Here is a 21379-nt window from a genome sequence, read left to right on the forward strand (position 1 = left end):
GCAGTTTTCAAATGAATCGGCGCCGTCCAGATACGGAAACCACTCTTTGTACCCTACGGTATCCAGAGAAGGCAGGCCGCGAGCATATCCCCGGGCCAGAATCGCAGAAAGTTCATCGAGCAGCCCCGCTTTCACCATCCGATCCACCCGCTCGTTGATCCGCCGGTATAATACCGGGCGCCCAAGAGCTATCCCGACTGAAAAGTAATCATATTCTCCGCCGGTAATCTTCGCGTTTTTCCTTAGCTCCGAGTAAACCTGCCCGGTGGAATAAAAGATTTCCAGCGAACGCAGCACACGGAATGTATCATGCACGTGGAGCTCCGCCGCCCGCACGGGATCAACCTGCTCCAGTTTGTTGTACAGGGCATCCCCGCCATACTCAGCAAGCTCCCGTGCAAGCTCATTCCGAAGTTCCGCATCAACAGATATCCCTTCTGAAAGACCCTGCATGAACGCTTCGATGTAGAATCCGGTTCCTCCGGAGATGATCGGCAGCTTCCCGCGCTCCAGAATTCCGCTCACCGCTCCTGAAGCCCTCCGCACCCATTCTCCGGCGCTGAACGGTTCATCCGGCTCGATGATGCCGATAAGGTGATGAGGTATTCGCTCTCTTTCTTCCCGCGATGGCTTGGCGGTGCCTATATCCAGGTAACGGTATACCTTGCGTGAATCGGCGCTCACGATTTCGCCGTTGAAACGTTCCGCCGCGCGGAGGGCAAACTCCTTCTTTCCGGAGGCTGTCGGCCCGGCTATGATGAGCACTTTATGATTCATATCAATTTTTTTGCCTACATCTGTTTTATTATGTTTTATTTCCGCTTCCGAGTCAGAACATACAGCGGACTACCCTCTGGCTCCATGATAACATCGTATAGAAATACGGTATTGTATAGATATAGTTTATCATTTTTTCGTTCGTAAGCATAGAACTTTGCACCTTTTGTATCCTTTTCTGCGGGAATAGAAAAGTGATCGCAATGTGCGAGCACACAATCAAGGCCTATTTCGTAGATAAACGTTTTATTCGGCCACTTGGCTTCACTATCGTCTGTGAACAGGAACCTCCTCCCGGAGGTATCCGTGTATGTTCCCGCGAGGACGATCCTGTTCACAAATTTCTCCATCGAGGGACGAACCCGGATGAATCGGATCCGCTGCTCCTTACCTTTGTCGGTGAAAACCCAAGAGAGGTCATCGAAAGAACCGTCCGGGAAAACAATCCGGTCATCCATCGTTTCACGGCCGCTGACCTCTTCCTTGTTAAATATCAGAGAGTACGTGTCAGTTCCGGCGACTTTGAGGCTGTCAATTGTGTAAGGCAACCCTTCATGAAAATTGAAATCAATTATCCATTTGAATCCTTCATGGATTTTTGTGAATCTGATGGCCGTATAGTAAATTCCTTTCACTGACGCCCGTGGCGATAAGGTTTTCCTGAGAGAATCCACATACGTTTTATTGAGCCAGTCTCCGAGGAGATCGTTAATGGAGACTTTTGCCTCCTGCACCTCAGCAGCCCCAGCGAGAGTGAGAAGGATACAACCCGCCGATACACCATTCATGAGTCTGCTCATATTTCCTTCTTTTCTAAGGAACACATAACTATCGTTACACCATGCGCGCCTTACCGCCCGAACCTGCGGTCAAGTTCATCAAGGGTCAGTTTCACCACCGTGGGCCTGCCATGCGGGCAGACAAAGGGCGACCGTGCCGCGAACAGCCTGTCCACCAGGTACTGCATCTCTGCCTGATTGAGGGACTTTCCGGCCTTGATTGCGGAACGGCAGGCCACAGCGGCGGCGAACTTGTCCATGTAGCCGGAGGTGATTTTGCCGTGGATGCGCATTTCCTCGATGAACTCGGAAAAAATTCTCCCCTCGCCGAATTCGGTCATCCCGGAAGGTATGGCATCCACGATGACCGAGCGCTCGCCGAATTCACGGACTCCGAAACCGATCTGGTTCAGGAAGGGAATCATCTGCGCCAGGACATCGAAATCCGCGCCCGAGAAATCAAGGGTCAGCGGAAAGAGGAGCTGCTGTGCCGGGGCCTGCTTACCCTGGATGCGGTCGAGAGTTTCCTCGTAGAGGATGCGTTCGTGGGCGACGTGCTGATCGATGATGATCGCTCCCTCCTTGATTGTGGATACGATATAGCGGTCTTTCAACTGCCAAAAAGACGGCGCTTCATAGGACTGTACAGACTCCCGGAGACCCGGAGCGAAACTGTCTCTCTCCGGTTCCCGCACGGCGGCTGGAAATTCCATACCTGTCTGCCCGCCGCTGCTTTTCTCCGGGATACGGGGTATATCATCCTGCCAGTGGTCAGGCGGCGGATTGTACATGGTCACCGGGGTGACTTTCTGACGGTAATCGCTGAACGGCCATCGCGTCTCCGCAAGATCGGGTGCCGCCGCCATACTCTGGATCACCTCCGCCACAGCCTCCTTCAGCGCCTGAAGAAGGGGAAATTCACGGTGGATACGGACTTCACGCTTGGTGGGATGGACATTCACATCTACCCGCGCGGGATCGGTTTCAAAATAGAGCACAAAAGGCGGAAACATCCCCCTGGCTACGGTGGGGCCATACCCATCGATGAGCGCCTTCGAGATGCTCCGGGAGCGGATAGGCCGGCCGTTCATAACGATGTACTGATTGATGCCGGATGCGCGGGCCGATTCCGGTTTCCCGATGAAGCCGCTTATCTCCGTGCCTTCAGTACTCACCTTAAGCGGGACCATGAGGTCGGCAAGCGTCTCGCCGAAAATATAAGGCAGCATTTCTTCACGGCTGCTGCAGCCGCGATACGAGAAAACTTCCCTCCCATCGGAAATGAGGGTCAGGGAGAGACCGTGCGCCGCCACAGCATAATCGTAGAGGATAGCCCGCACATGCTTGAGCTCTGTGGCTTCTGCTCCAAGAAATTTCCGCCGCGCCGGGAGATTGTAAAACAGGTTCTTGACTTCCACATCCGTTCCGGTGTCACGGCCTATGTCGGAGACCTGCTTGAGGACTCCCCCGTCTATAACAAGCCGCGTCCCGAACGTATCCCCTTCTCTCCGGGTGTCGATAACCGCCCGCGAAACAGAAATAATGGAAGGGAGCGCCTCGCCCCGGAAACCGAGTGTGAGGATGTTCTCGATGTCCTCCACACTCTCGATTTTTGAGGTGGCGTGACGTTCGATGGCGAGAAGGGCGTCATCGCGGCCCATCCCCTCCCCGTCATCGGATACCCGGATCAGCCGTTTCCCGCCGTCCTCGATTTCAACGACAATGGTCGAGGCGCCGGCGTCCACCGCGTTCTCCACCAGCTCTTTTACCACCGAGGCCGGCCGCTCCACCACCTCTCCGGCGGCGATCTTGTTGGCCACTATATCGGGAAGAACTTTTACTTTTGCCACATAAACTCCTTATTTTTTCTGTACCTTCCGCTTCAACTGTTCCAGCATCAAAAGCGCCTTGATGGGGGTCAGGTTCTCGACATCGAGATCGCGAAGCTCCTCCACCACCGGGTGCTCCGGCAGCTCGAAAAGACTCAGTTGGTAAGCATCCTGACGGGTTTTTGACTCGGCGGCCAGCTTGGGCTTGTTGTTAACTGTGAACTCGTTTGCTTCCAGGGTAGTCAGAATCTCCTTCGCCCGCTCTATCACCTTGCGGGGAAGTCCGGCGAGCCGCGCCACCTGTATTCCGAGACTCTGATCCGAGCCTCCCTCGAGGATCTTGCGGAGAAAAACGATCTCATCGTTCCACTCTTTCACCGCCACATTATAGTTTTTCACACGGGGCAGCAGGGCTTCAAGCTCGGTCAGCTCGTGGAAATGGGTGGCAAAGAGCGTCCGCGCCGCCGCATTTCCGACCTGGTGCAGATATTCCACAATGGCCCAGGCGATGCTCAGGCCGTCGAATGTGGATGTTCCCCTCCCCACTTCGTCGAAAAGGATCAGGCTCCGCGGGGTGCAGTTATTCAGGATGTTGGCGGTCTCGTTCATCTCCACAAGGAATGTGGATTCCCCACCTGCGAGATTATCCGAAGCGCCGACACGGGTGAATATCCGGTCGATCACCCCGATACGGGCGGAGGATGCCGGCACGAAAGAACCCGCCTGCGCCATGATCACGATAAGGCCCACCTGACGGAGATAGGTGGATTTCCCCGCCATGTTTGGCCCGGTGATTATAAGAATCTGGTCGGTTTCGCTGTCCAGGAGCGTGTCGTTCGAGACGAATTTTCCCGCCGGAATGATGGTCTCCACAACGGGGTGACGGCCGTCGCGTATTTCGATAATCGTGCTCTCATCAATGACCGGGCGCGTATATTTCTTCTCACCTGCTGCAAGGGCGAACGAATGGAGTGCATCGATGATTGCCGCCGCCTGGGAAAACACCTGTATCTCTTTCACATGTGAAGCGGTCTCCTTCCGCAGATCCACGAACAGCCCGCGCTCCAATTCCGAGATACGCTCCCCGGCGCCGAGCACCTTGGCCTCGTATTCCTTGAGGGAGGGAGTGATGAAACGCTCGGCGTTCACCAGGGTCTGCTTGCGGTGGTAATCTTCCGGGACGCGGTCGAGATTCCCCTTGGAAACCTCGATGAAATACCCGAAAACGTTGTTGTAGCTGATTTTCAAATTGGCGATGCCGGTGCGGCGGCGTTCTTCTGCCTGATATTCGGCGATCCACTTGCGGCCTGAGCGGGAGATCTCACGGATTTCATCCAGCTCCGTGAGGTAGCCGTCGCGGAAGATTCCTCCCTCGGTTATCAATATCGGCGGATTTTCAACCAGGGCATCGGAGATGATGACCGCCATGTCCCGCAGGTCTCCGATGTCTGCGGTGCACTGCTTGAGAATCGGGGCGCGGCAGGTGGAGACAAGCTCCCTGAGGCTCCGGGAATGTTCCAGCGATTCGGCCAGGGAAAGCATGTCACGGGGATTGGCGCGCTCCAGGCAGACCCGGCCGATAAGCCGCTCCACATCATGGATTTTCGAAAGAATGCTTCCCAGTTCTTTGAGCAGGCCGGGGGTATCGCAGAGCTCCTGCACACCGTCCAGGCGTTCGTTTATTTTCGCCGGGTCCATCAGAGGATTGAGAATCCAGGATTTGAGGGTTCGCGCTCCCATGGGAGTGGCAGTCCGGTCGATCACCGCAAACAGCGAACCTTTCACCGAACCCTTATCGGACATGGAAGTGATCAGCTCCAGGTTCCGGCGGGTGCGGGCGTCAATGAACATGGTTTCGGCGGGACGGTAGCGTTTGAGAGAGATGATATGGTCAAGCGAGGCTTTCTGGGTTTCCATCAGGTAGGCAAGAACACCCCCGGCTGCTGCGATGGCAGGTGGGCTGTCCTCGATACCGAATCCCTTGAGGCTGAGCACCCGGAAATGCTCACGTATCTTGTCTTCGGCGTAATTCCGGTCAAATGTCCATCCTTCGCGGTACGTGATCATCGCCCCGTTCAGCCGCGACCGGATGGCCTGCTCGATTTCCGGCGGCTCGTTTTCCGAAAGAACCACCTCGACCGGGCAGATACGCTCCAGTTCATCCAGCCAGTCACGCGATTCGGCAATCTCTCCGGCGAGAAATTCCCCGGTGGAAAGATCAGCCATCGCAATCCCCGTAACCGTACCGTCGAAGGAGAGAGCGGCCAGAAAATTGTTGCTCCGCGCATCGAGGACATCCTCCCCCATGACCGTTCCCGGGGTTACCATCTGCACCACCTCACGTTTCACCGGCCCCTTGGATTGGCCGGGAAGGGTGGTCTGCTCGCAGATAGCTACCTTGTACCCGGCGCGCAGAAGTTTCGAGAGGTATCCGTTGACCGCATGGTAAGGGATTCCGGCCATGGGAACAGGGTCTTTTTTGTTCTTTTCACGGGAAGTGAGCGCAATACCCAGTTCTTCTGCGGCAATCTTGGCGTCCTCGAAAAACATTTCGTAGAAATCGCCCATGCGGAAAAAGAGTATGGCATCATCATACTCTTTCTTTATTTCCAGATACTGCTGCATTACCGGAGTAAAATCGGACATTGGAGCCTCATAAAGATAACTGGAGAAAAGTCACTGGGTTTCCCCCTCTATTGCTTGCAAGAGAGGGGGTCAGGGGGTGAGTTTCCTACCCTACTTCACCACGATGACATTGGCTTTCGAGCCGGTGATCTTCGATACCTGCTCGGATATTTTTTCTGCTTCCTCACGGGCTGTGAAACTGCCGATACGAACCAGGTAGAAATGCGTGCTCCCCACCGTTTTCATCTCCACCCGGGCGAGAAATCCCGCATCTTTCAGCTTGTTATAAAGCTGGAGAGCATTGAAACGATCCTCAAAAGCCGCCGCCTGAATGGAAAATTCGGAGCCCACTTCACCGGAATCTGGGTCTTGAGTGGAGCCGGATATACTATTTATGTCTCCGGCCTCGGTATTTTGCCCTTTTTGCAAAGCGCCGGGGAGCGATCGTATGGAATCTGTAATCACCTTCTGCGCGCTGAAAGTATTCGGCGCCGTCTCGATACGGTTTCCCCGTTCCCGCAGGGCATGAGCCTGGTAGCTCCGGGGGAAATTAGTCACGAGCCGCTGGGTGAATTTTACAGCGTTTTCCTCATTGCCAAGTTCACGCCAGGCCAGGACTGTCACTTCGAGCACACGCGGGGTGAGCGCATTACCGTCATCCCTCCCCTCCAGTACCTTCCGGGCAGATTCAAGGGCGCGGTTCCAATCTTTCATCGCCACATAGCATTCCATGATGCCCGCTTCAGCCAGGGTTTTACGGTAATCGGTCTTTTCTGCATCACGGGATTTCCGGTAGGCGGCCAAGGCCTTCTGCTCCTCTCCTGTGGCGAGGCTGGTCATTCCCAGTCGATAGAGGGCATCGGTATACCGGAGAGAAGTGGAATACTGAGTTACAATTTTCTCATAAACGTTCCTGGCCTCTGAAAAATCGCCGTGATAAAAGTTCAGTTCCGCCCGTGCATACGCTGCCTCCGATGCCAGCGAGCGGTCGGCCAGAAGCTCGACTTCCTTGTACAGGGCCTGCGCCTTTTTCCAATCATCAGTAACCTGTGCGAGATAAAAGATGGCAAGAGGATTATCGGGATCCTTTCGCCTGAACTGCTCCAGGGCCTTCTTCGCCTCGTCTTTCCTGCCCTGGGCGATCAAATCGGTGATTCCTTTCGGCACAGGAGTACGGTCGGCGGCAAAAGCGTTTGAAATCTGAAATGTAAAAAAGAATAAAAGAAGGCACAAAGGCGCAAAGGAAGAAAGGAAAAAACGGGAGATATAAAAGCCCTGTGCAAATGTAGAGATTGTTGGGTGAAGCCCCCTTTCTGTCCTTCGGACATCCTTCCCCCATAGGGGGCAGGAAATGGCTGTGGAGCAACGACCTCCCTTGCCCCCTTCGGGGGAAAGGGACAGAGGGTTAGGGGGCTGTAGTATAAACCAGTTCACACTCTATCTCTTTCTGTTCGCTTTTTCCCACCAGCGAGGCGCCGGTGGTGGATTCTATCCTGACCCGGGCAAACATCCCCGGTTTGAGCGATGTATCTCCCGAAACAAATACCACCGGGACATTCGTTTCGGTAAAACCATACCAGCCTTTTTCATCCCTACTGGTACCTTTTATCAGAACAGCGTGTATTGCGCCGATTTGCTCCCGATTCTTGCGGGCGGTGATGGCGTTTTGCAAAGAGATTGCCTTTTTCAGGCGTTCTATCCTGATTTCCACAGGGATTATCCCCGGAAACCGGGCTGCCTGGGTCCCCTCCCGTTCCGAGTACCGATAGAGGAACGCGAAATCGAAACCGACCTCCTCCATGACAGCCAGAGTGGCCGCATAATCCTCTTCGGTTTCCCCGGGAAATCCGAAAATGAGATCGGTGGTTATGCTGATGCCTTTCACTAATTTCCGGGCTTTTCCGATCAGTTCCAGGTAGGCGGAAAGGGTATACTTTCGATTCATCGCCCGGAGAACAGCATCGGAGCCGGACTGAAGCGGAAGGTGGAGATGATTGCAGACATTGGGACGGTCGGCCATGACCTCCAGTATGCCTGCGCTCAGATCCTTGGGATGAGAGGTCAAAAACCGTATCCATTCCATTCCGGCGCCGGCGGCGCGGTCAAGGAGACCGGCAAAATCCACCGCGCCGTCATGGTAGGAATTTACATTCTGTCCCAGCAGCGTAACCTCTTTGACCCCATTATTTTTCAGACGCTCGATTTCCCGGAGAATGTGGCCGGAGGGAATGCTGCGCTCACGGCCTCTGGTAAAGGGCACCACACAGTAGGAACAGAAGTTATCGCATCCGCGCATGACTGCCACCCAGGCGGAAAAAGGACTGGAGCGTGAAGGCACAATTCCCTCATAGATTTCGTTCCTGTCAAGCACGGTATCGACCACGCTCTGTGAACCGGCTCTCCCGATAATTTCCGGCAGCCGCCGGTAAGAATCAGGCCCGGCCACAACTTTCACCACATCGGAGAGCAGGTCCTCTCCCAGCCGCTGGGCCATGCAGCCGATTACCCCGAACATCAGCCAGGGGCGCGCTTTCCGGAGCGACATGAGCTCTCCGATACGGCCGTGGATGCGAACCTCCGCGTTTTCACGGACTCCACAGGTGTTAAACAGGATGATATCGGCGGCGGCCATATCCGGCACCACGTCATAGCCGGAGGAGCAGAGAATGGCGGCGACATTTTCCGAATCCAACTTGTTCATCTGGCAGCCATACGTTTCAATATATACGGTATTTGAGTTCATTATATGCCCTCACCCCCTGCCCCCTCTCCCGCAAGCAGGCGTGGGGGCGATGTATTCAAAGAGGGCAATAAAGGTATAATTATACATGACGACAAATATAATTAAGCATATTTTTGTATTTAGATCCTGAAACGAGTTCAGGATGACACGTATCATGCCGAACTTGTTGCCGCTTAGCGGGAACGATGAAACCGTTTCGGCATCTATTTGTAAAGTTTAGAGTAAAAAAGTGAGCAGTAAGAAAATTATAATATACATACCGTTTAACACTCTGTCAATCATCCATACAAAGGCGTCAAACAAAGAGGCGGCCCGTTGTATGCGGACCGCCTCTCTTGATAACAGCATTCCGGAGACCTTTTTAAAGGACCTTCGCCTAGATCCTTATTCCTTTTCTTCAGGTTCTTCAGGATGGTTCTCGGATACCGGGGATTCGGGAGCTTTTTCATCTTGTACGGGTTCAGGTACAGGTTCCGGTTCAGGTTCAGGTTCCGGTTCAGGTTCAGGTTCAGGTTCAGGTTCCGGTTCAGGTACAGGTTCAGGTTCAGGTTCAGCGGCGACCGCTTCCTTCTTCTCCGCCAGGATATCCCCGAATGCATCGCCGATTGTTATCGGCTTGGGCTGATGCTTGGCCCTGAATTCCTCGAGTTCCGCCTTGTCCTTCTCTTTGAAATATTCACGGACGCTGAGAACAATCTTTCGCTGATCCTTGTCGAACTCGACTACTTTCAGCGGCAGATCATCGCCGGCCTCAAATGCATCGGCCGGTTTTTTCACATCCTGACCGAGCTGGAAAGCGGGCACGAACCCTTCGATATCATTTTCGAGCGCGACCACCACCCCTCGGTCCAGAATACGGATAATGGTGCCCTGAGTGATCATTCCCATGGCAAAGCGCTGCTCGAGAGTGGACCAGGGATCATCAAATATCTGCTTGTGTCCGAGGGAAATACGACGGTTCGACTTGTCGATGTCCAGGATAACGACCTCGACAACCTGGCCTTTCTTCATGACTTCCGAAGGATGCTTTATCCGTTTGGTCCAGCTCATATCGGAGATATGCACCAGACCATCGATCCCTTCCTCGATCTCCACGAAAGCGCCGAAGTTGGTGAGATTACGCACCTTGCCCTTCACCCGGTTGCCCACCGGATGACGCTCGTCTATGGTCGCCCAGGGATCGGGCTCCAGTTGCTTGATGCCAAGAGAGATTTTCTCGTTTTCTTTGTCTACGCTGAGGACCTTGACCTTGATCTCGTCGCCGACATTCACAATCTTTGAAGGATGACGGACATGCTGGGTCCAACTCATCTCGCTGATATGCACCAGGCCTTCGACGCCGCGCTCAAGCTCCACAAAAGCGCCATAATCGGTGGTGGAGACTACTTTGCCGGTAACAATTGCGCTGACCGGATACTTTTCCTCGACCCCTTCCCAAGGGTAAGGGGTGAGCTGCTTCATGCCCAGCGATATTCTGGTCTTGCCCTCTTCGAAATTGAGAACTTTAACTTTGATCCTGTCGCCGATTGAAACCAGCTCCGAAGGATGATTGATTCGTCCCCAGGACATATCGGTAATGTGCAGGAGACCATCCACACCGCCGAGATCGATAAAAGCGCCGAAATCGGTAATGTTCTTGACTGTTCCTTCCCGAACCTGTCCGATTTCCAGATCGGTCAGCACGGTATCGCGAAGCCGGGAGCGCTCCTCTTCGAGCACGACGCGCCGGGAGACGACGATATTGCGGCGTGTCTTGTTAATCTTGATAATTTTCAGCTTGAAGGTTTCACCGATGAACTGATCAAAATTCTTTACCTGTCGGATATCGATCTGGGATCCGGGCAGGAACGCATCAACGCCGAGCAGATCAACCACAATGCCGCCCTTGATGCGCCTTACCAGCTTCCCTTCCACCGGCATGTTGGTATCATAGATATCTTTGATCTTGTCCCAGACCTTCATGAAATCGGCTTTCTGCTTCGAAAGCACCAGTTGGCCGTCCTGGTTCTCCACATCTTCCAGGAAGACCTCGATCTTATCGCCGATTTTTATGCCGGATGTATCTCCGAATTCCTGGAGACTGATGCTCCCCTCGCTCTTGAAACCGATGTCTACGATCACAGCATTCTCCGTGATCAAAAGCACCGTTCCGGTCACGATGTTCCCCTGTTCGATGGATTTCATTGTCTCATCGTACGTTTCGAGCATGGAACGATATTCGTCTTCAGTATACCCGGCTTCATCAAAAAACCGCGCGGCCTTGCGAGTCAGACTGTCCCGAATGCCGGGGATGGGTTTCGCTTCACCTCCCGTCTCAGTGAATTCTTCTCCTTCGGTAGTTACCGCCGAAGGTGTTTCAGAGTTCAGTGTTTCTTCAGACACGAATTCTTCCTCCTTACCTTTCTTGAGATTTGGCCTGATTACGCAGGGCCATCTGCGAATTATATAATCTGTTAATATCACTCATTATTCGTCTGGACACAAGTAAATAATGTTCTTTCCTGCTCGGCGCTGGAATTTCTTCCGGTCTGAACGGAGGGAGATAATGAAGAGTTACCCTCGACCGAAAGAACCGGGCGTGGAATGAACCCTCGATCCAGCAGGGAACAACGGGCACACCGGCAATGGCTGCGGCCATTCCTGCGCCGCTCTTGGGTTCGCAAAACTCTCCGGTTTTGGTCCGGGTTCCTTCAGGGAATACGATCACCGCCCAGCCGTCTTCCAGACGCCGGATCATTTCTTTCAGCGCCTGGGAGCTGTATCCCTCACGGTCCACCGGAATGGAATTGGCATAAGAAATGAACCAGCCGACAAATGGTATCTTGAAAAGCTCTTTTTTAGCGAAATAGGAAACCTCACGGGGGATGGTACAGCCAAGAGAAGGCGGATCGATCAATGAAGCATGGTTGGAGGCAATGACTACTCCACCCTTACGGGGGACGTTTTCTATTCCCTCAACCCGTATCCTGAACAATATCTTAAGAATACACCTGGTTACCCATTGTGCTAACCCGTAAAATGGGCGTATTTTTTCACCCGTTCTTTTCTCTTCGAGCTTTGGGCTTTGGGCTTCCGACTGTCTTATCATCCTTTCTCTCCGCGAACCAGGGCAACAATCGTCTCCACCTGCTCATCAAAGGTCATATCCGTTGTATCGATCAGAACAGCACCCGGGGCTTTTTTCAGGGGAGCGAGCTCACGTTCGATATTGGCACGATCCCGTTCTCTTACTTCTCTGATAAGTTCTTCCAGGGTGATTTCTACCCCCCGCGCGACCAGCTCGTCATAACGGCGCTCGGCCCGGGTCTCGATGGAAGCGTCCAGATAGATTTTATATTCTGCGTCAGGGAATACCACTGTACCGATATCCCTGCCTTCCATGACTACTGCGCCATTTTTCCCAATCTCCCTCTGAAGCTGAGTCATCCTTTCCCGTACCGACTTCTGAGCGCTCACCGCAGAAACAGCCGCTGTAACATCACGGTCACGGATGCGTTCGGAGACATCTGCGCCGTTCAGGAACGTCCGCTGGCTTTTTCCGGTGCTTGCCAGTTCAACCCGTGCGAGAGCCGCCACTTTCTTCACCGCCTCCTCATCATCAGGATTTACCCCGTTATTCAGGACATCAAGGGTAACTGCACGGTACATCGCTCCGGTGTCTACGAAGAGGAATCCCAGCTCTTTCGCTACTTTCCTTGCGGTGGTGCTTTTTCCCGCTCCAACCGGGCCGTCAATGGCAATGATCGGCTTCCGCGCCGCCATTTTCCCTCACCCCCTACCCCCTCTCCCGCAAGCGGGCGAGGGGGCTTTGGATTGTTCTTTCAATTGTTCAACCTCTTCCCTGGTTAAAGGACGGTAGGAACCCAGCGGCAGCCCTTTCGCGGTAATTCCATCGAATGCCGTGCGCTCAAGTGTAATCACCCGATGCCCCACCGCTTCCAGCATCCGTCTGACCTGACGTTTCCGGCCTTGGTGAAGGGTAATCTCCACCGTTGAGGTTTCACCTGCGCTTTCGAGGATGCAAAGGCGCGCCGGAGCGGCGGGACCATCATCAAGCACTATTCCCTCTCCTATCCGTCGGACATCTTCTCCGTTCACCCGGCCCCGTACCACAGCCCGATATATTTTCTCCACTCCGAACGAAGGGTGAGTCAGGTGGTGAGCCAGATCGCCGTCATCGGTAAAAAGAAGTACTCCCGAGGTGTCTGCATCAAGGCGCCCCACCGGAAATACTCCGCGCGTCTCCTCTCCCAAAAGATTTTGCACGTTTGCACGGCCGTGAGTGTCGCTCATCGATACAATTACACCTGTGGGCTTGTTGAGCACGTAGTACCGTTTTTCCGGATTCACCCTGAGAAGATTCCCATCGAGGGTAACTTGATCACGATCAGGAACAATATCACGGGCGGGATCGGTAACCGCCTCGCCGTTGACCCTGACCCGCCCTTCGCGGATGTAAATTTCCCCTCTGCGCCGTGAAGCGAACCCGCTTACGGAAATATAACGGTTTAGTCTCAAAAAACCCTCATCCCCTAACTTTCATTTATCTGTTCATCCAGCCTGAGCTGTTCAGGGGGCGATTCACGAACTTCGCTGCCGTCGAACATGGATGCCAGTTCATCCGCACCGGGAAGATCCTTTATGTTCTTCAGGCCGAAATATCGCAAAAATTCCTGGGTTGTTCCGTAAATAATCGGTCTTCCGACCGCCTCGCTCCGCCCAGTTATTTCGATGAGATCGCGATTCTGGAGGGTTCGGATGGCCGCATCGGAATCCACACCCCGCAGAGCATCTATTTCCACCTTGGAAATCGGCTGTTTATAGGCCACGATAGCCAGAGTCTCCAGAGACGCCCGGGACAGTTTCGGCCTGCTCTTCGAACGGTAAAGTTTCTCGATGAAAGAGCCGAACTGCGGAAGCGTCTCGAACTGAAAGCCACCGGCAACCTCTACCAGCCGGAATGACCTTCCCTCGGTCTCATATTCACGGTTCAGAGAATCGATGAGGTACATGATTTCGGAAGGAGTAAGCCCGTCAAGGATTTCCGAAAGGCGTTCCATCTCAACCGGCATATCCGAGGCAAATAAAACAGCCTCAAGTATTCGTGTTCTGGTCAGCTGATTTGTCATAGATAATAATCCTGCCAAACTGATTCGCCTGGCGTATCCCGATCTTTCCGCTCTTTATAAGCTCCAGCATGGCAATAAAAGTCACCACGATGATAATCCTCGGCTTTCCTTTCACAAGCTTGATAAAATCGGTGCTGCCGTCACGGGCGATGATTTCCAGTATCTCCTGCTGTTTCATTTCGGAGGTGACGTTGAGAAGTTCCACTTCATGCGGGACAGACTTCGGAACAGTGCTGAGCACCTCGCGCAGGGCAGAGAGGAGATCGAACAGCACATAATCGGGGGCATTGTCCCGCGGAGTGAACTGATCGAGAATTTTTGTTTTCTCCCCGGCCCGTGGGTATACACCACGACGTTCCGCTTCTTTCTCGGCGAGTTTTTCCGCGGCGCCGCCCAGTTTCTGGTATTCCAGGAGATATTTGATAAGGGCTGCTTTCGTGTCTTCTTCCGTTTCCTCCCCATCATCCGCGTTGGCCAGAAACAGGCTGCGTGATTTAATTTTCATAAGCGTGGAGGCCACCACGATAAACTCTCCCGCTCTTTCCAGGTCAACGAGCTTGATCAACTCCACATATTCGAGGTATTCGTTCGCAATCGCGGCAAGCGACACTTCGTGGATGTCCAATTCGTTTTTTTTAATGAGATAGAGAAGGAGATCGATAGGGCCTTCAAAAACCGGAGTGATAACATGATAGGTGGTATCAGGCTTCGGGATATGTTCTTCCTTTGGAGGTCCGGGAGTGACTGCCGTATCGGAGTGTGAGAGAACTTCTTTTTTCAGAGGTATACTCACTTTGGTCACGTGACATTCAGATAGGTTTGCCAGCTTTGGCTCATCATCCCCTTGTGAGCGAAAAGAAAAGCACGGATATTCGGTTTCCTGGGATATTTCAAGAGATGCATCCCGACTTTTTCCGGTGTGTTATCACCCTTCCGGTTGTTGCAGGACGGACATGCACAGACAAGGTTTTCCCAGGTGTCAAGTCCCCCCTGCGACCGTGGTATGACATGGTCCACCGTCATATGCCCTTCAGACTTTCCGCAGTATTGGCAGGTTTTATGATCACGGCGAAGAATATTCTGCTTGGTAAGCTGGATATTCAGCTTTTGGGTAATACTGACAAAAAAGAGGAGCCGTATCACCGAAGGGATAAAAAAAATCATACTGACCGAATGAATGCAGAATCTCGTATTCTCGATAATCTCTGCTTTACCGGTCCAGACCATGATTATAGCGCGTTTCGCTGTGCACATCGTAAGGGGTTCAAAATTCTGGTTGAGAAGAAGTACATTGCTTTCCAGCATTTTAATTTCCACTAAAATAAATTACTGATAAAAAAACCAATTAAGGAATAATTAATAAAATAATTACTTTTAGTCAAGAGAAAAGGACATAAACTGGCCATCCCCCATTTTTTATTCGGCGATAGATATGCTATCTTACTTATCTTCTCTTTAAACAAAATCCCCCCGCCACATAAAGCGGCTACCCCCTTATTAAGTGGGTAAAAGCTGCCTGCCAACATGATTCCCCCCTTAATAAGGGGGGATGTCAGAAGGACAGGGGGGATTCGTCCTTCACGTGGACTTGAACCCAAGAATATTTTCATAAATTTATTCTCGTGGAACGATAAGCATCATAAAGAGTTGCAAAATATTGATTTAAAAATCTAGGGGATGACCAGAAAAGGACATAAACCGCTCCGCAGTCCGACGAGCCGCATGTTCTTATGACCTGTTAAAAAAAAGCGCCTCGGTAAAGTCAGCCGGATCGAAATCACGGAGATCATCAAGGCCTTCACCCATACCGATGAGTTTTATGGGAATGCCTAGTTTGTCGATAATGGAAACGACAATTCCTCCTTTGGCGGTTCCATCCAGCTTGGTCAGTACGATTCCGGTGACCGGCAGCTCCCTGCTGAAAATCTCGGCCTGTCTCAGTGCATTCTGGCCGTTGGTGGCATCCAGTACGAGGAGCGTTTCATGGGGTGCGGACTCCATGGCTTTACCAAGGACTTTATGAATTTTTTTCAGTTCTTCCATGAGATTTTTCGAAGTATGGAGCCTCCCGGCGGTATCGATAATCACCAGGTCGGTTGTGCGGGCTTTTGCCCGCATAACCGCGTCATAGGCCACCGACGCGGCATCGGCGCTCACATGAGCTTTGACCAGTTCCGCCCCGGCACGGTCAGTCCATATACCAAGCTGTTCCACCGCCGCTGCACGGAACGTGTCACAGGCGGCAAGAAGCACCGAATATCCTTCTTTTCTGAACCGCATGGCCAGCTTCCCGATTGTGGTTGTCTTGCCTGAACCGTTCACCCCGATTACCAATATGATATACGGACGATGCTTTTTTACCGTGATACGTGTATCCTCAAACCGGTCGATAACGGATAGTACCGCCTTTTTCATCACTGTATAGGGATCGGTTTCCTTACGGTTTATCTCGCCTGCATGATTTCTCAATTCTTCCACCAGCTTTTCCACCGCATGGGGACCGAGGTCCGCCTGATAGAGTACCTCTTCCACCTCGTCTATTACCTCATCGGTGATTCTTCCAAAAGGAAGAATGCTCTGTAAAGAACCGATGAATTGATCCCGTGTTTTTGCCAGGGATTCTTTTACCTTTGTAAAAAATTCAAGCATCATAATCACCCGGATGAACAAGTGCACAAAAAAGGCGCGCAGGCGCAAAGAAAAAGACAAAAACTCCCCGGTATCCCCACAAAAAATTGGGTATAAAATGAGTATCGCAATTGTAACCGCCTAGTGTACGCCTGATTGAAAAATATGCAGCGATATTCAGGGGGCCGGGGTGTGTGTTTTTGGGCTTTTCCTTTGGTCTTTGGATTTTCTTTTACTGCAGCGAACCGGCTATACAAATCCGGTTCTTCCCGGATCGTTTTGCATCATAAAGCGCACGGTCGGCGCTTTCAAGAAAATCCTGGGGTGACTGAATAGTTTCATCAGGAACTGTGGCCACCCCCATGCTGATGGTGCCTTTCAGTTTCAGGCCGTGAATGGAAAAAAGATTATCCTGTACTTTTTGTTTTATACGCTCTGCCATATTACTCGCATTCCTGGAATTGGTCTGGGGGAGCAGAATGACAAACTCATCCCCCCCGTATCTGGACAGCACATCCGATTCACGGGAAGTTTCACGGAGGATATTACCAATATGGCGCAATACTTCATCTCCCACCGGATGGCCATAGGTATCATTGTATTTCTTCAGGTCGTCGAAATCAGCTACCAGAAGAGACAGGAACGAACCGTAGCGACGAAATCTTTCAAATTCCTGTTTAAGACGTTCATTGATAGCACGGTGATTCAAAAGTCCGGTGAGGCCGTCGGTCAATGCCAGCATCTTTGTGTCACGGTGCAGGGTGGCATTGGAAAGAATTTTGTTGGTACGTGCGGATATCATTAGCAGAATATCCTTGCTGTCATCCGGAACAGGAGTATTTTCGCCTGAAATCCCTATAACCCCTTTGATCGAATTATCGACCAGCAGGGGGACAAAGAAACTGATAAGTTCGATCGGCTTGATTTCTTCGCTATCCTTTTTGGCGGCAGGCAAAATTACCCGGACATTATACAGGCCTTCCAATTCCCGGTTGACCAGATTCTCATAAAATACCTTTATCTGTTCCTCAATCTTGGAAGCGGTTTTTGAGTATACCTGCTCTTCGGAATAAATCACCATCTCACGGTTAACTTCATCAAAAAAGAAGAATGAATAGTAGTAACCGGGGAGAATATCAGCAATCCCGTTGAGGATCAGATCGGCGAGTGTTTCGATATCGATAGTAAGATTAAGATACGTGGAGAGTTTATCCAGGTTTATGATATCGGTGAAATGTTTTATCAGGGACGGCGCACAGGATTCCATGGTTTTTTTCAAAGCGTTCGTTCTCATGTTGAAACGACGCTTGGCGAGAGCTTCCTCAGTATGTACTTTTATCCCCGAAAATGAGATCGGCTTTTGAATATAGGACATGGCTCCATTATGCAGGACCGTTAAAACAGTTTCATCGCTGCCGTGCCCGGTGACAATGATAACTTCGGAATCGGGGTGGGTTTTCTTTGACTTTTGCAGGATGTCCACACCGGAAATCAATCCCAGTTTCAAATCTAAAAACATTACATCGTATTTGATGGAATCCAATTCACTGAGAAGTTTCTCACCATCTGTTTCGAAAAGGGAATCATATCCCATGAAATTAATAAAATCCCGAAAAAGATTACAGATTTCAATCTCATTATCTACTATCAATATAACCGGCTTTGCCTGCGGCATGCGATCTCCCGACAGTATGGTATGCTCGTTAATCGTTTATGCATCTAATTATAACGACATAAATAATTGCGCATGTTTTGAGTGTTTAGATCCTGAAACGAGTTCAGGATGACACTTGTCATGCCGAACCTGTTGCCGCTTCGCGGGAACGATGAAACCGTTGCCGCTTCGCGGGAACGATGAAACCGTTGCCGCTTCGCGGGAACGATGAAACCGTTTCGGTATCTATCTTGAAACGAAACGCAATAAATATGTCGTCATGTATATTATATGAATTACATTAGTAACGATAACATCATGAGAGAATCCATATCCCGGAATTGCGCATAACAGTATGTATATAAATTAGTAGTAATAATATGGTTATAATATATGAATTATACAAACTTATGAATTCTAAGAAAATTTACTCCCCATGAGGGATTTTTACAAGTTTTTTTTAGAATGCCCTGATAATATAAAGAGGCCTCCATAAGAAAAATGTGAGTTGCCGCACAAAAATGAATGTTTTTGCCGGAAATTTTCCAGGTAAGGACGGTACAATTGCAATTTGGTTTGAATTCAGTTTCCTATCAGCGCAGCAAAGGTATGGAAAAAGCGAAGTAGTCGGTGTCACTTTCCAAGTTCTGGCGGATAAGTTTCTCCGGTTATTTCTTTGATGGTGCTTGAAATCTCAAGCTCTTCATCAATGGTTGCCGTATCGAACATCTCTCTCAGATATGGCACCGCTTTCGCGCACCGAAGGAATTTGAGGCTCACAATAGCTTCAAGACGGACAAACTTGTTCTCGTCTTTCAACGCGTCGATCAGCAGGTCTCCGGCCAATGTACTGTCGGGGAAACCCTGGCCGAGTCCGCCCCCTCCGAGCGCCTGGACAGCAACATACCGTACCGTGGGATTGGCATCGTTCAGTGTTATGGCAAGGTCCGCAGCCAACACTCCGGAACCGGGTATCTTCCGATAGTTAAAAATGGATTGGACGGCGGCTGTACGAACGCTGTCTACAGCATCGCGGAGCATGGGGTAAAGGAACTTTGCCGCGGGAGGATATTTCAAAAAACCGATCCCCATCACCGCGGAATGACGTACCACCGCCATCGAATCCTTTAGACCCTCCGTCAGATAGGGAAGTCCCGACTTGCTCCCGATACTTCCGATAGACCACAATGCCGCCGCTCTGATATAAGGGTTATGGTTTTGGGCGACATTGCCTAAAGGCTTTATAGCTGTGGTATCTGCCATAGTCCCCAATACCTGGATGATTATAAACACCGTACGATTATCGCTGCTGTTCAGTTGTGCAGCCAGTTTTTTCGTTGTTTCCGGATTCCCGCGGCGGCCCATGAGTTCGGTGGCGGCTCTTGTCCGCGCGATGGAATTCCCGCTCTGAAGACTTTTAATAAGACTTTCCGTGGAGGGAGAACATCCCGCCAAAACCAGTCCAAAAGCTAAAAACATCAATTTTTTTGTATTACTCACTTCTTACCCCTGCCTTTTTCAGGTATTTCTGCGCTGAACTGCTGATCGTTATAGTATATTGAATTCCCAATTTATACAAGCATTATACACAGACAGCATTGAGAATACAATATACCTGAAATCGAATGATATTCAACAGGATTAATTTTTTTAAAATAAGAAATGTGATGATACGGGAAAAAGTAATTTTTACATTATTTTCTGGTGTTTTTAAACCTCACCCCCTATCCCCCTCTCCTAGTCAGGAGAGGGGGTAACTCATTATGTACCTTGTTTTTACCCTCTCCTAATTAGGAGAGGGTGGCCTAAGGCCGGGTGAGGTTTTCGTCAATTCAGAGAGCTTTTTAATACTTTTTACCGGATCATCAAATGTGTTTTCATTTGGAAAGACTTCTGATGTCCTGTTTGGATTCAAAATCCTTATCTATGGGAAGCATCAGCGGCACGAGGTCTTATCCGTGTCCGCTGGATGCTTTTGTTGGGCCTTTCACTTCCTGAGCTTTAAGTGGTACCCACTCTTTCGAGCTATCGCGTCGAGTACATCGTGAAGAGCTCTTGCCTTGGCCTTGATATCCATCCCGGTGGATCGTTCCCTTCCAAGGGCTATCGCCTCTTCAAGTTCTTCTAACTCCATAATGGTCGCAGTGATGCTGTAGTATGTCTTTGAACGACCTTCGTTGAATTCGGCCAGCATCGCCATAAGTAGGCGCTCTCTTGCTTGTTGGTCATCGACAAAAGCGTCGACGTCTTGTCCTTTCAGAAACTCAATATTGTCTTCGAGTCTCTGATAGCATGTGAAGCTGTCGTGATGCTTTCCCCACTCCCTGTGCTGCCTCCATCGCTGGCAGCCTTCCTGCTCCGTGCACTGCCAACAGAACTCAATGCCTTTCCTCTTCACGGCACACGTTATGAACGTACAACCGACTTTCATTCGGCCATCGCTCTTGCACCCGCCACATCTGCTTTCGCCTTCGATGTGGTAATTGGGGCAGAGTCTGCATGAGAGGCCGCAAACGCCGATCTCGGGGTATTCGATCTTCATCGTTTCTCCGGCCCAACAGCTTGTTAATTGGCAATACCTTTCCACAAACGATGGTGTTTACCGGAAACCGGCAAGCAGCATTCCCGTTTCCCGCGCCTGTTTCAAAGCTTCGGGGTTTTCGCGGATTTCTCCGAACGCATCGAACCGTCGAAAAAGGAGACTATCCAATTTTTCCAGACCAAGCGCATCGAACACATAAGTCATGGTATCTTCAATACCACGAAAAATATTCGCTCCGCCGGGGCCTAAACCCGCTCCCGAACAGGAGACAAGAATTCCAAAACGCCGCCTGCCGCCAAACAAATCCAGTCCCAAACGATGTTTGATGACCCAGAAAACCTGGCAGCGGTCTATTACCGCTTTTCCCCGCGCCGGCACATTCATGAAGAAGAGGGGCGAGGTAAATACAACCCCGTCACAGTCGATAAGTCTATCATACAACAGGTTGAAATCATCGACGATGCAGCATTTTCCCTCCGATTCGCAGGCTCGGCATCCGGAACAGGGAGCGATATCGAGTTCATGGGTGCGGATTTTTTCCACTGCTGCATGACCGGCTTTCAATCCCTCGATGACCTGGTCCAGGAGAGTTTCGGTATTGCCCCCCGGACGGGGACTGGCCGAAAAGGCAATAACCTTCATACAACTTATATCCTTTTTTTCTGAAAGGATC

The 21379-nt window shown here is 51.2% G+C and carries 19 protein-coding genes; all 19 read right to left on the minus strand.

Features of this window, described 5'->3' with window-relative positions; translation table 11 throughout:
- Window positions 1-777 (minus strand): tRNA (adenosine(37)-N6)-dimethylallyltransferase MiaA (gene miaA, locus Q8O92_02480; GenBank protein ID MDP2982181.1); only part of this gene is annotated, 777 nt, incomplete at its 3' end.
- Window positions 778-812: 35 nt separating this feature from the next.
- Window positions 813-1577, minus strand: a complete 765-nt coding sequence (locus Q8O92_02485) for a hypothetical protein (GenBank protein ID MDP2982182.1) — start codon at window positions 1575-1577, stop codon at window positions 813-815.
- Between the two features lie 50 nt (window positions 1578-1627).
- Window positions 1628-3406: a DNA mismatch repair endonuclease MutL gene (mutL, locus tag Q8O92_02490; protein MDP2982183.1), complete on the minus strand. Its 1779-nt coding sequence runs from the start codon at window positions 3404-3406 to the stop codon at window positions 1628-1630.
- A 9-nt stretch (window positions 3407-3415) separates the two neighbouring features.
- Complete coding sequence (mutS, locus tag Q8O92_02495) at window positions 3416-6031, minus strand: DNA mismatch repair protein MutS (GenBank protein MDP2982184.1); 2616 nt, start codon at window positions 6029-6031, stop codon at window positions 3416-3418.
- Window positions 6032-6121: 90 nt separating this feature from the next.
- A complete protein-coding gene (locus tag Q8O92_02500; protein ID MDP2982185.1) occupies window positions 6122-7177 on the minus strand; it encodes a tetratricopeptide repeat protein in 1056 nt (351 codons plus the stop codon).
- A gap of 238 nt (window positions 7178-7415) precedes the next feature.
- Complete coding sequence (miaB, locus tag Q8O92_02505; protein ID MDP2982186.1) at window positions 7416-8753, minus strand: tRNA (N6-isopentenyl adenosine(37)-C2)-methylthiotransferase MiaB; 1338 nt, start codon at window positions 8751-8753, stop codon at window positions 7416-7418.
- A 384-nt stretch (window positions 8754-9137) separates the two neighbouring features.
- Window positions 9138-11135: a 30S ribosomal protein S1 gene (gene rpsA / locus Q8O92_02510; protein ID MDP2982187.1), complete on the minus strand. Its 1998-nt coding sequence runs from the start codon at window positions 11133-11135 to the stop codon at window positions 9138-9140.
- A gap of 13 nt (window positions 11136-11148) precedes the next feature.
- On the minus strand, window positions 11149-11841 hold the full coding sequence (locus Q8O92_02515; GenBank protein ID MDP2982188.1) for a lysophospholipid acyltransferase family protein: 693 nt from the start codon (window positions 11839-11841) through the stop codon (window positions 11149-11151).
- Complete coding sequence (gene cmk, locus Q8O92_02520; protein ID MDP2982189.1) at window positions 11838-12515, minus strand: (d)CMP kinase; 678 nt, start codon at window positions 12513-12515, stop codon at window positions 11838-11840. Before cmk ends, Q8O92_02515 begins: the two co-directional genes overlap by 4 nt.
- A 6-nt stretch (window positions 12516-12521) precedes the next feature.
- Window positions 12522-13271, minus strand: a complete 750-nt coding sequence (locus tag Q8O92_02525; GenBank protein ID MDP2982190.1) for a pseudouridine synthase — start codon at window positions 13269-13271, stop codon at window positions 12522-12524.
- Between the two features lie 14 nt (window positions 13272-13285).
- Window positions 13286-13882, minus strand: a complete 597-nt coding sequence (gene scpB / locus Q8O92_02530; GenBank protein ID MDP2982191.1) for an SMC-Scp complex subunit ScpB — start codon at window positions 13880-13882, stop codon at window positions 13286-13288.
- Window positions 13848-14684 carry a segregation/condensation protein A gene (locus Q8O92_02535; protein MDP2982192.1) on the minus strand — a complete coding sequence of 279 codons (837 nt, stop codon included), beginning with the start codon at window positions 14682-14684 and terminating at the stop codon, window positions 13848-13850. The genes scpB and Q8O92_02535 overlap by 35 nt, the downstream gene beginning before the upstream one ends.
- Window positions 14681-15187 (minus strand): HNH endonuclease, encoded by a 507-nt coding sequence (locus Q8O92_02540; GenBank protein MDP2982193.1) that lies wholly within the window; start codon window positions 15185-15187, stop codon window positions 14681-14683. Before Q8O92_02540 ends, Q8O92_02535 begins: the two co-directional genes overlap by 4 nt.
- An 11-nt stretch (window positions 15188-15198) precedes the next feature.
- Window positions 15199-15408, minus strand: a complete 210-nt coding sequence (locus tag Q8O92_02545; protein MDP2982194.1) for a hypothetical protein — start codon at window positions 15406-15408, stop codon at window positions 15199-15201.
- A 202-nt stretch (window positions 15409-15610) separates the two neighbouring features.
- The gene (gene ftsY, locus Q8O92_02550; protein ID MDP2982195.1) at window positions 15611-16531 is read right to left on the minus strand and encodes a signal recognition particle-docking protein FtsY; all 921 of its coding nucleotides are present in this window, start codon (window positions 16529-16531) and stop codon (window positions 15611-15613) included.
- Window positions 16532-16742: 211 nt separating this feature from the next.
- A complete protein-coding gene (locus Q8O92_02555; GenBank protein MDP2982196.1) occupies window positions 16743-18185 on the minus strand; it encodes a diguanylate cyclase in 1443 nt (480 codons plus the stop codon).
- A 612-nt stretch (window positions 18186-18797) separates the two neighbouring features.
- A complete protein-coding gene (locus Q8O92_02560) occupies window positions 18798-19664 on the minus strand; it encodes a HEAT repeat domain-containing protein (protein ID MDP2982197.1) in 867 nt (288 codons plus the stop codon).
- 487 nt (window positions 19665-20151) lie between these two features.
- A complete protein-coding gene (locus Q8O92_02565; GenBank protein ID MDP2982198.1) occupies window positions 20152-20706 on the minus strand; it encodes a DUF3795 domain-containing protein in 555 nt (184 codons plus the stop codon).
- A 57-nt stretch (window positions 20707-20763) separates the two neighbouring features.
- A complete protein-coding gene (locus tag Q8O92_02570; protein MDP2982199.1) occupies window positions 20764-21348 on the minus strand; it encodes a flavodoxin family protein in 585 nt (194 codons plus the stop codon).
- Window positions 21349-21379: the final 31 nt, after the last annotated feature.

Source organism: Candidatus Latescibacter sp., assembly GCA_030692375.1.
Taxonomy (GTDB): domain Bacteria; phylum Latescibacterota; class Latescibacteria; order Latescibacterales; family Latescibacteraceae; genus JAUYCD01.

Excerpts from the sequence above, each read along its gene's own strand:
- Q8O92_02485 (MDP2982182.1), bottom strand. The coding sequence starts at position 1,577 with ATGAGCAGACTCATGAATGGTGTATCGGCGGGTTGTATCCTTCTCACT.
- mutS (MDP2982184.1), bottom strand. The coding sequence starts at position 6,031 with ATGTCCGATTTTACTCCGGTAATGCAGCAGTATCTGGAAATAAAGAAA.
- miaB (MDP2982186.1), bottom strand. The coding sequence starts at position 8,753 with ATGAACTCAAATACCGTATATATTGAAACGTATGGCTGCCAGATGAAC.
- Q8O92_02515 (MDP2982188.1), bottom strand. The coding sequence starts at position 11,841 with ATGATAAGACAGTCGGAAGCCCAAAGCCCAAAGCTCGAAGAGAAAAGA.
- cmk (MDP2982189.1), bottom strand. The coding sequence starts at position 12,515 with ATGGCGGCGCGGAAGCCGATCATTGCCATTGACGGCCCGGTTGGAGCG.
- scpB (MDP2982191.1), bottom strand. The coding sequence starts at position 13,882 with ATGACAAATCAGCTGACCAGAACACGAATACTTGAGGCTGTTTTATTT.
- Q8O92_02540 (MDP2982193.1), bottom strand. The coding sequence starts at position 15,187 with ATGCTGGAAAGCAATGTACTTCTTCTCAACCAGAATTTTGAACCCCTT.
- Q8O92_02545 (MDP2982194.1), bottom strand. The coding sequence starts at position 15,408 with ATGTTGGCAGGCAGCTTTTACCCACTTAATAAGGGGGTAGCCGCTTTA.
- ftsY (MDP2982195.1), bottom strand. The coding sequence starts at position 16,531 with ATGCTTGAATTTTTTACAAAGGTAAAAGAATCCCTGGCAAAAACACGG.
- Q8O92_02555 (MDP2982196.1), bottom strand. The coding sequence starts at position 18,185 with ATGCCGCAGGCAAAGCCGGTTATATTGATAGTAGATAATGAGATTGAA.
- Q8O92_02565 (MDP2982198.1), bottom strand. The coding sequence starts at position 20,706 with ATGAAGATCGAATACCCCGAGATCGGCGTTTGCGGCCTCTCATGCAGA.
- Q8O92_02570 (MDP2982199.1), bottom strand. The coding sequence starts at position 21,348 with ATGAAGGTTATTGCCTTTTCGGCCAGTCCCCGTCCGGGGGGCAATACC.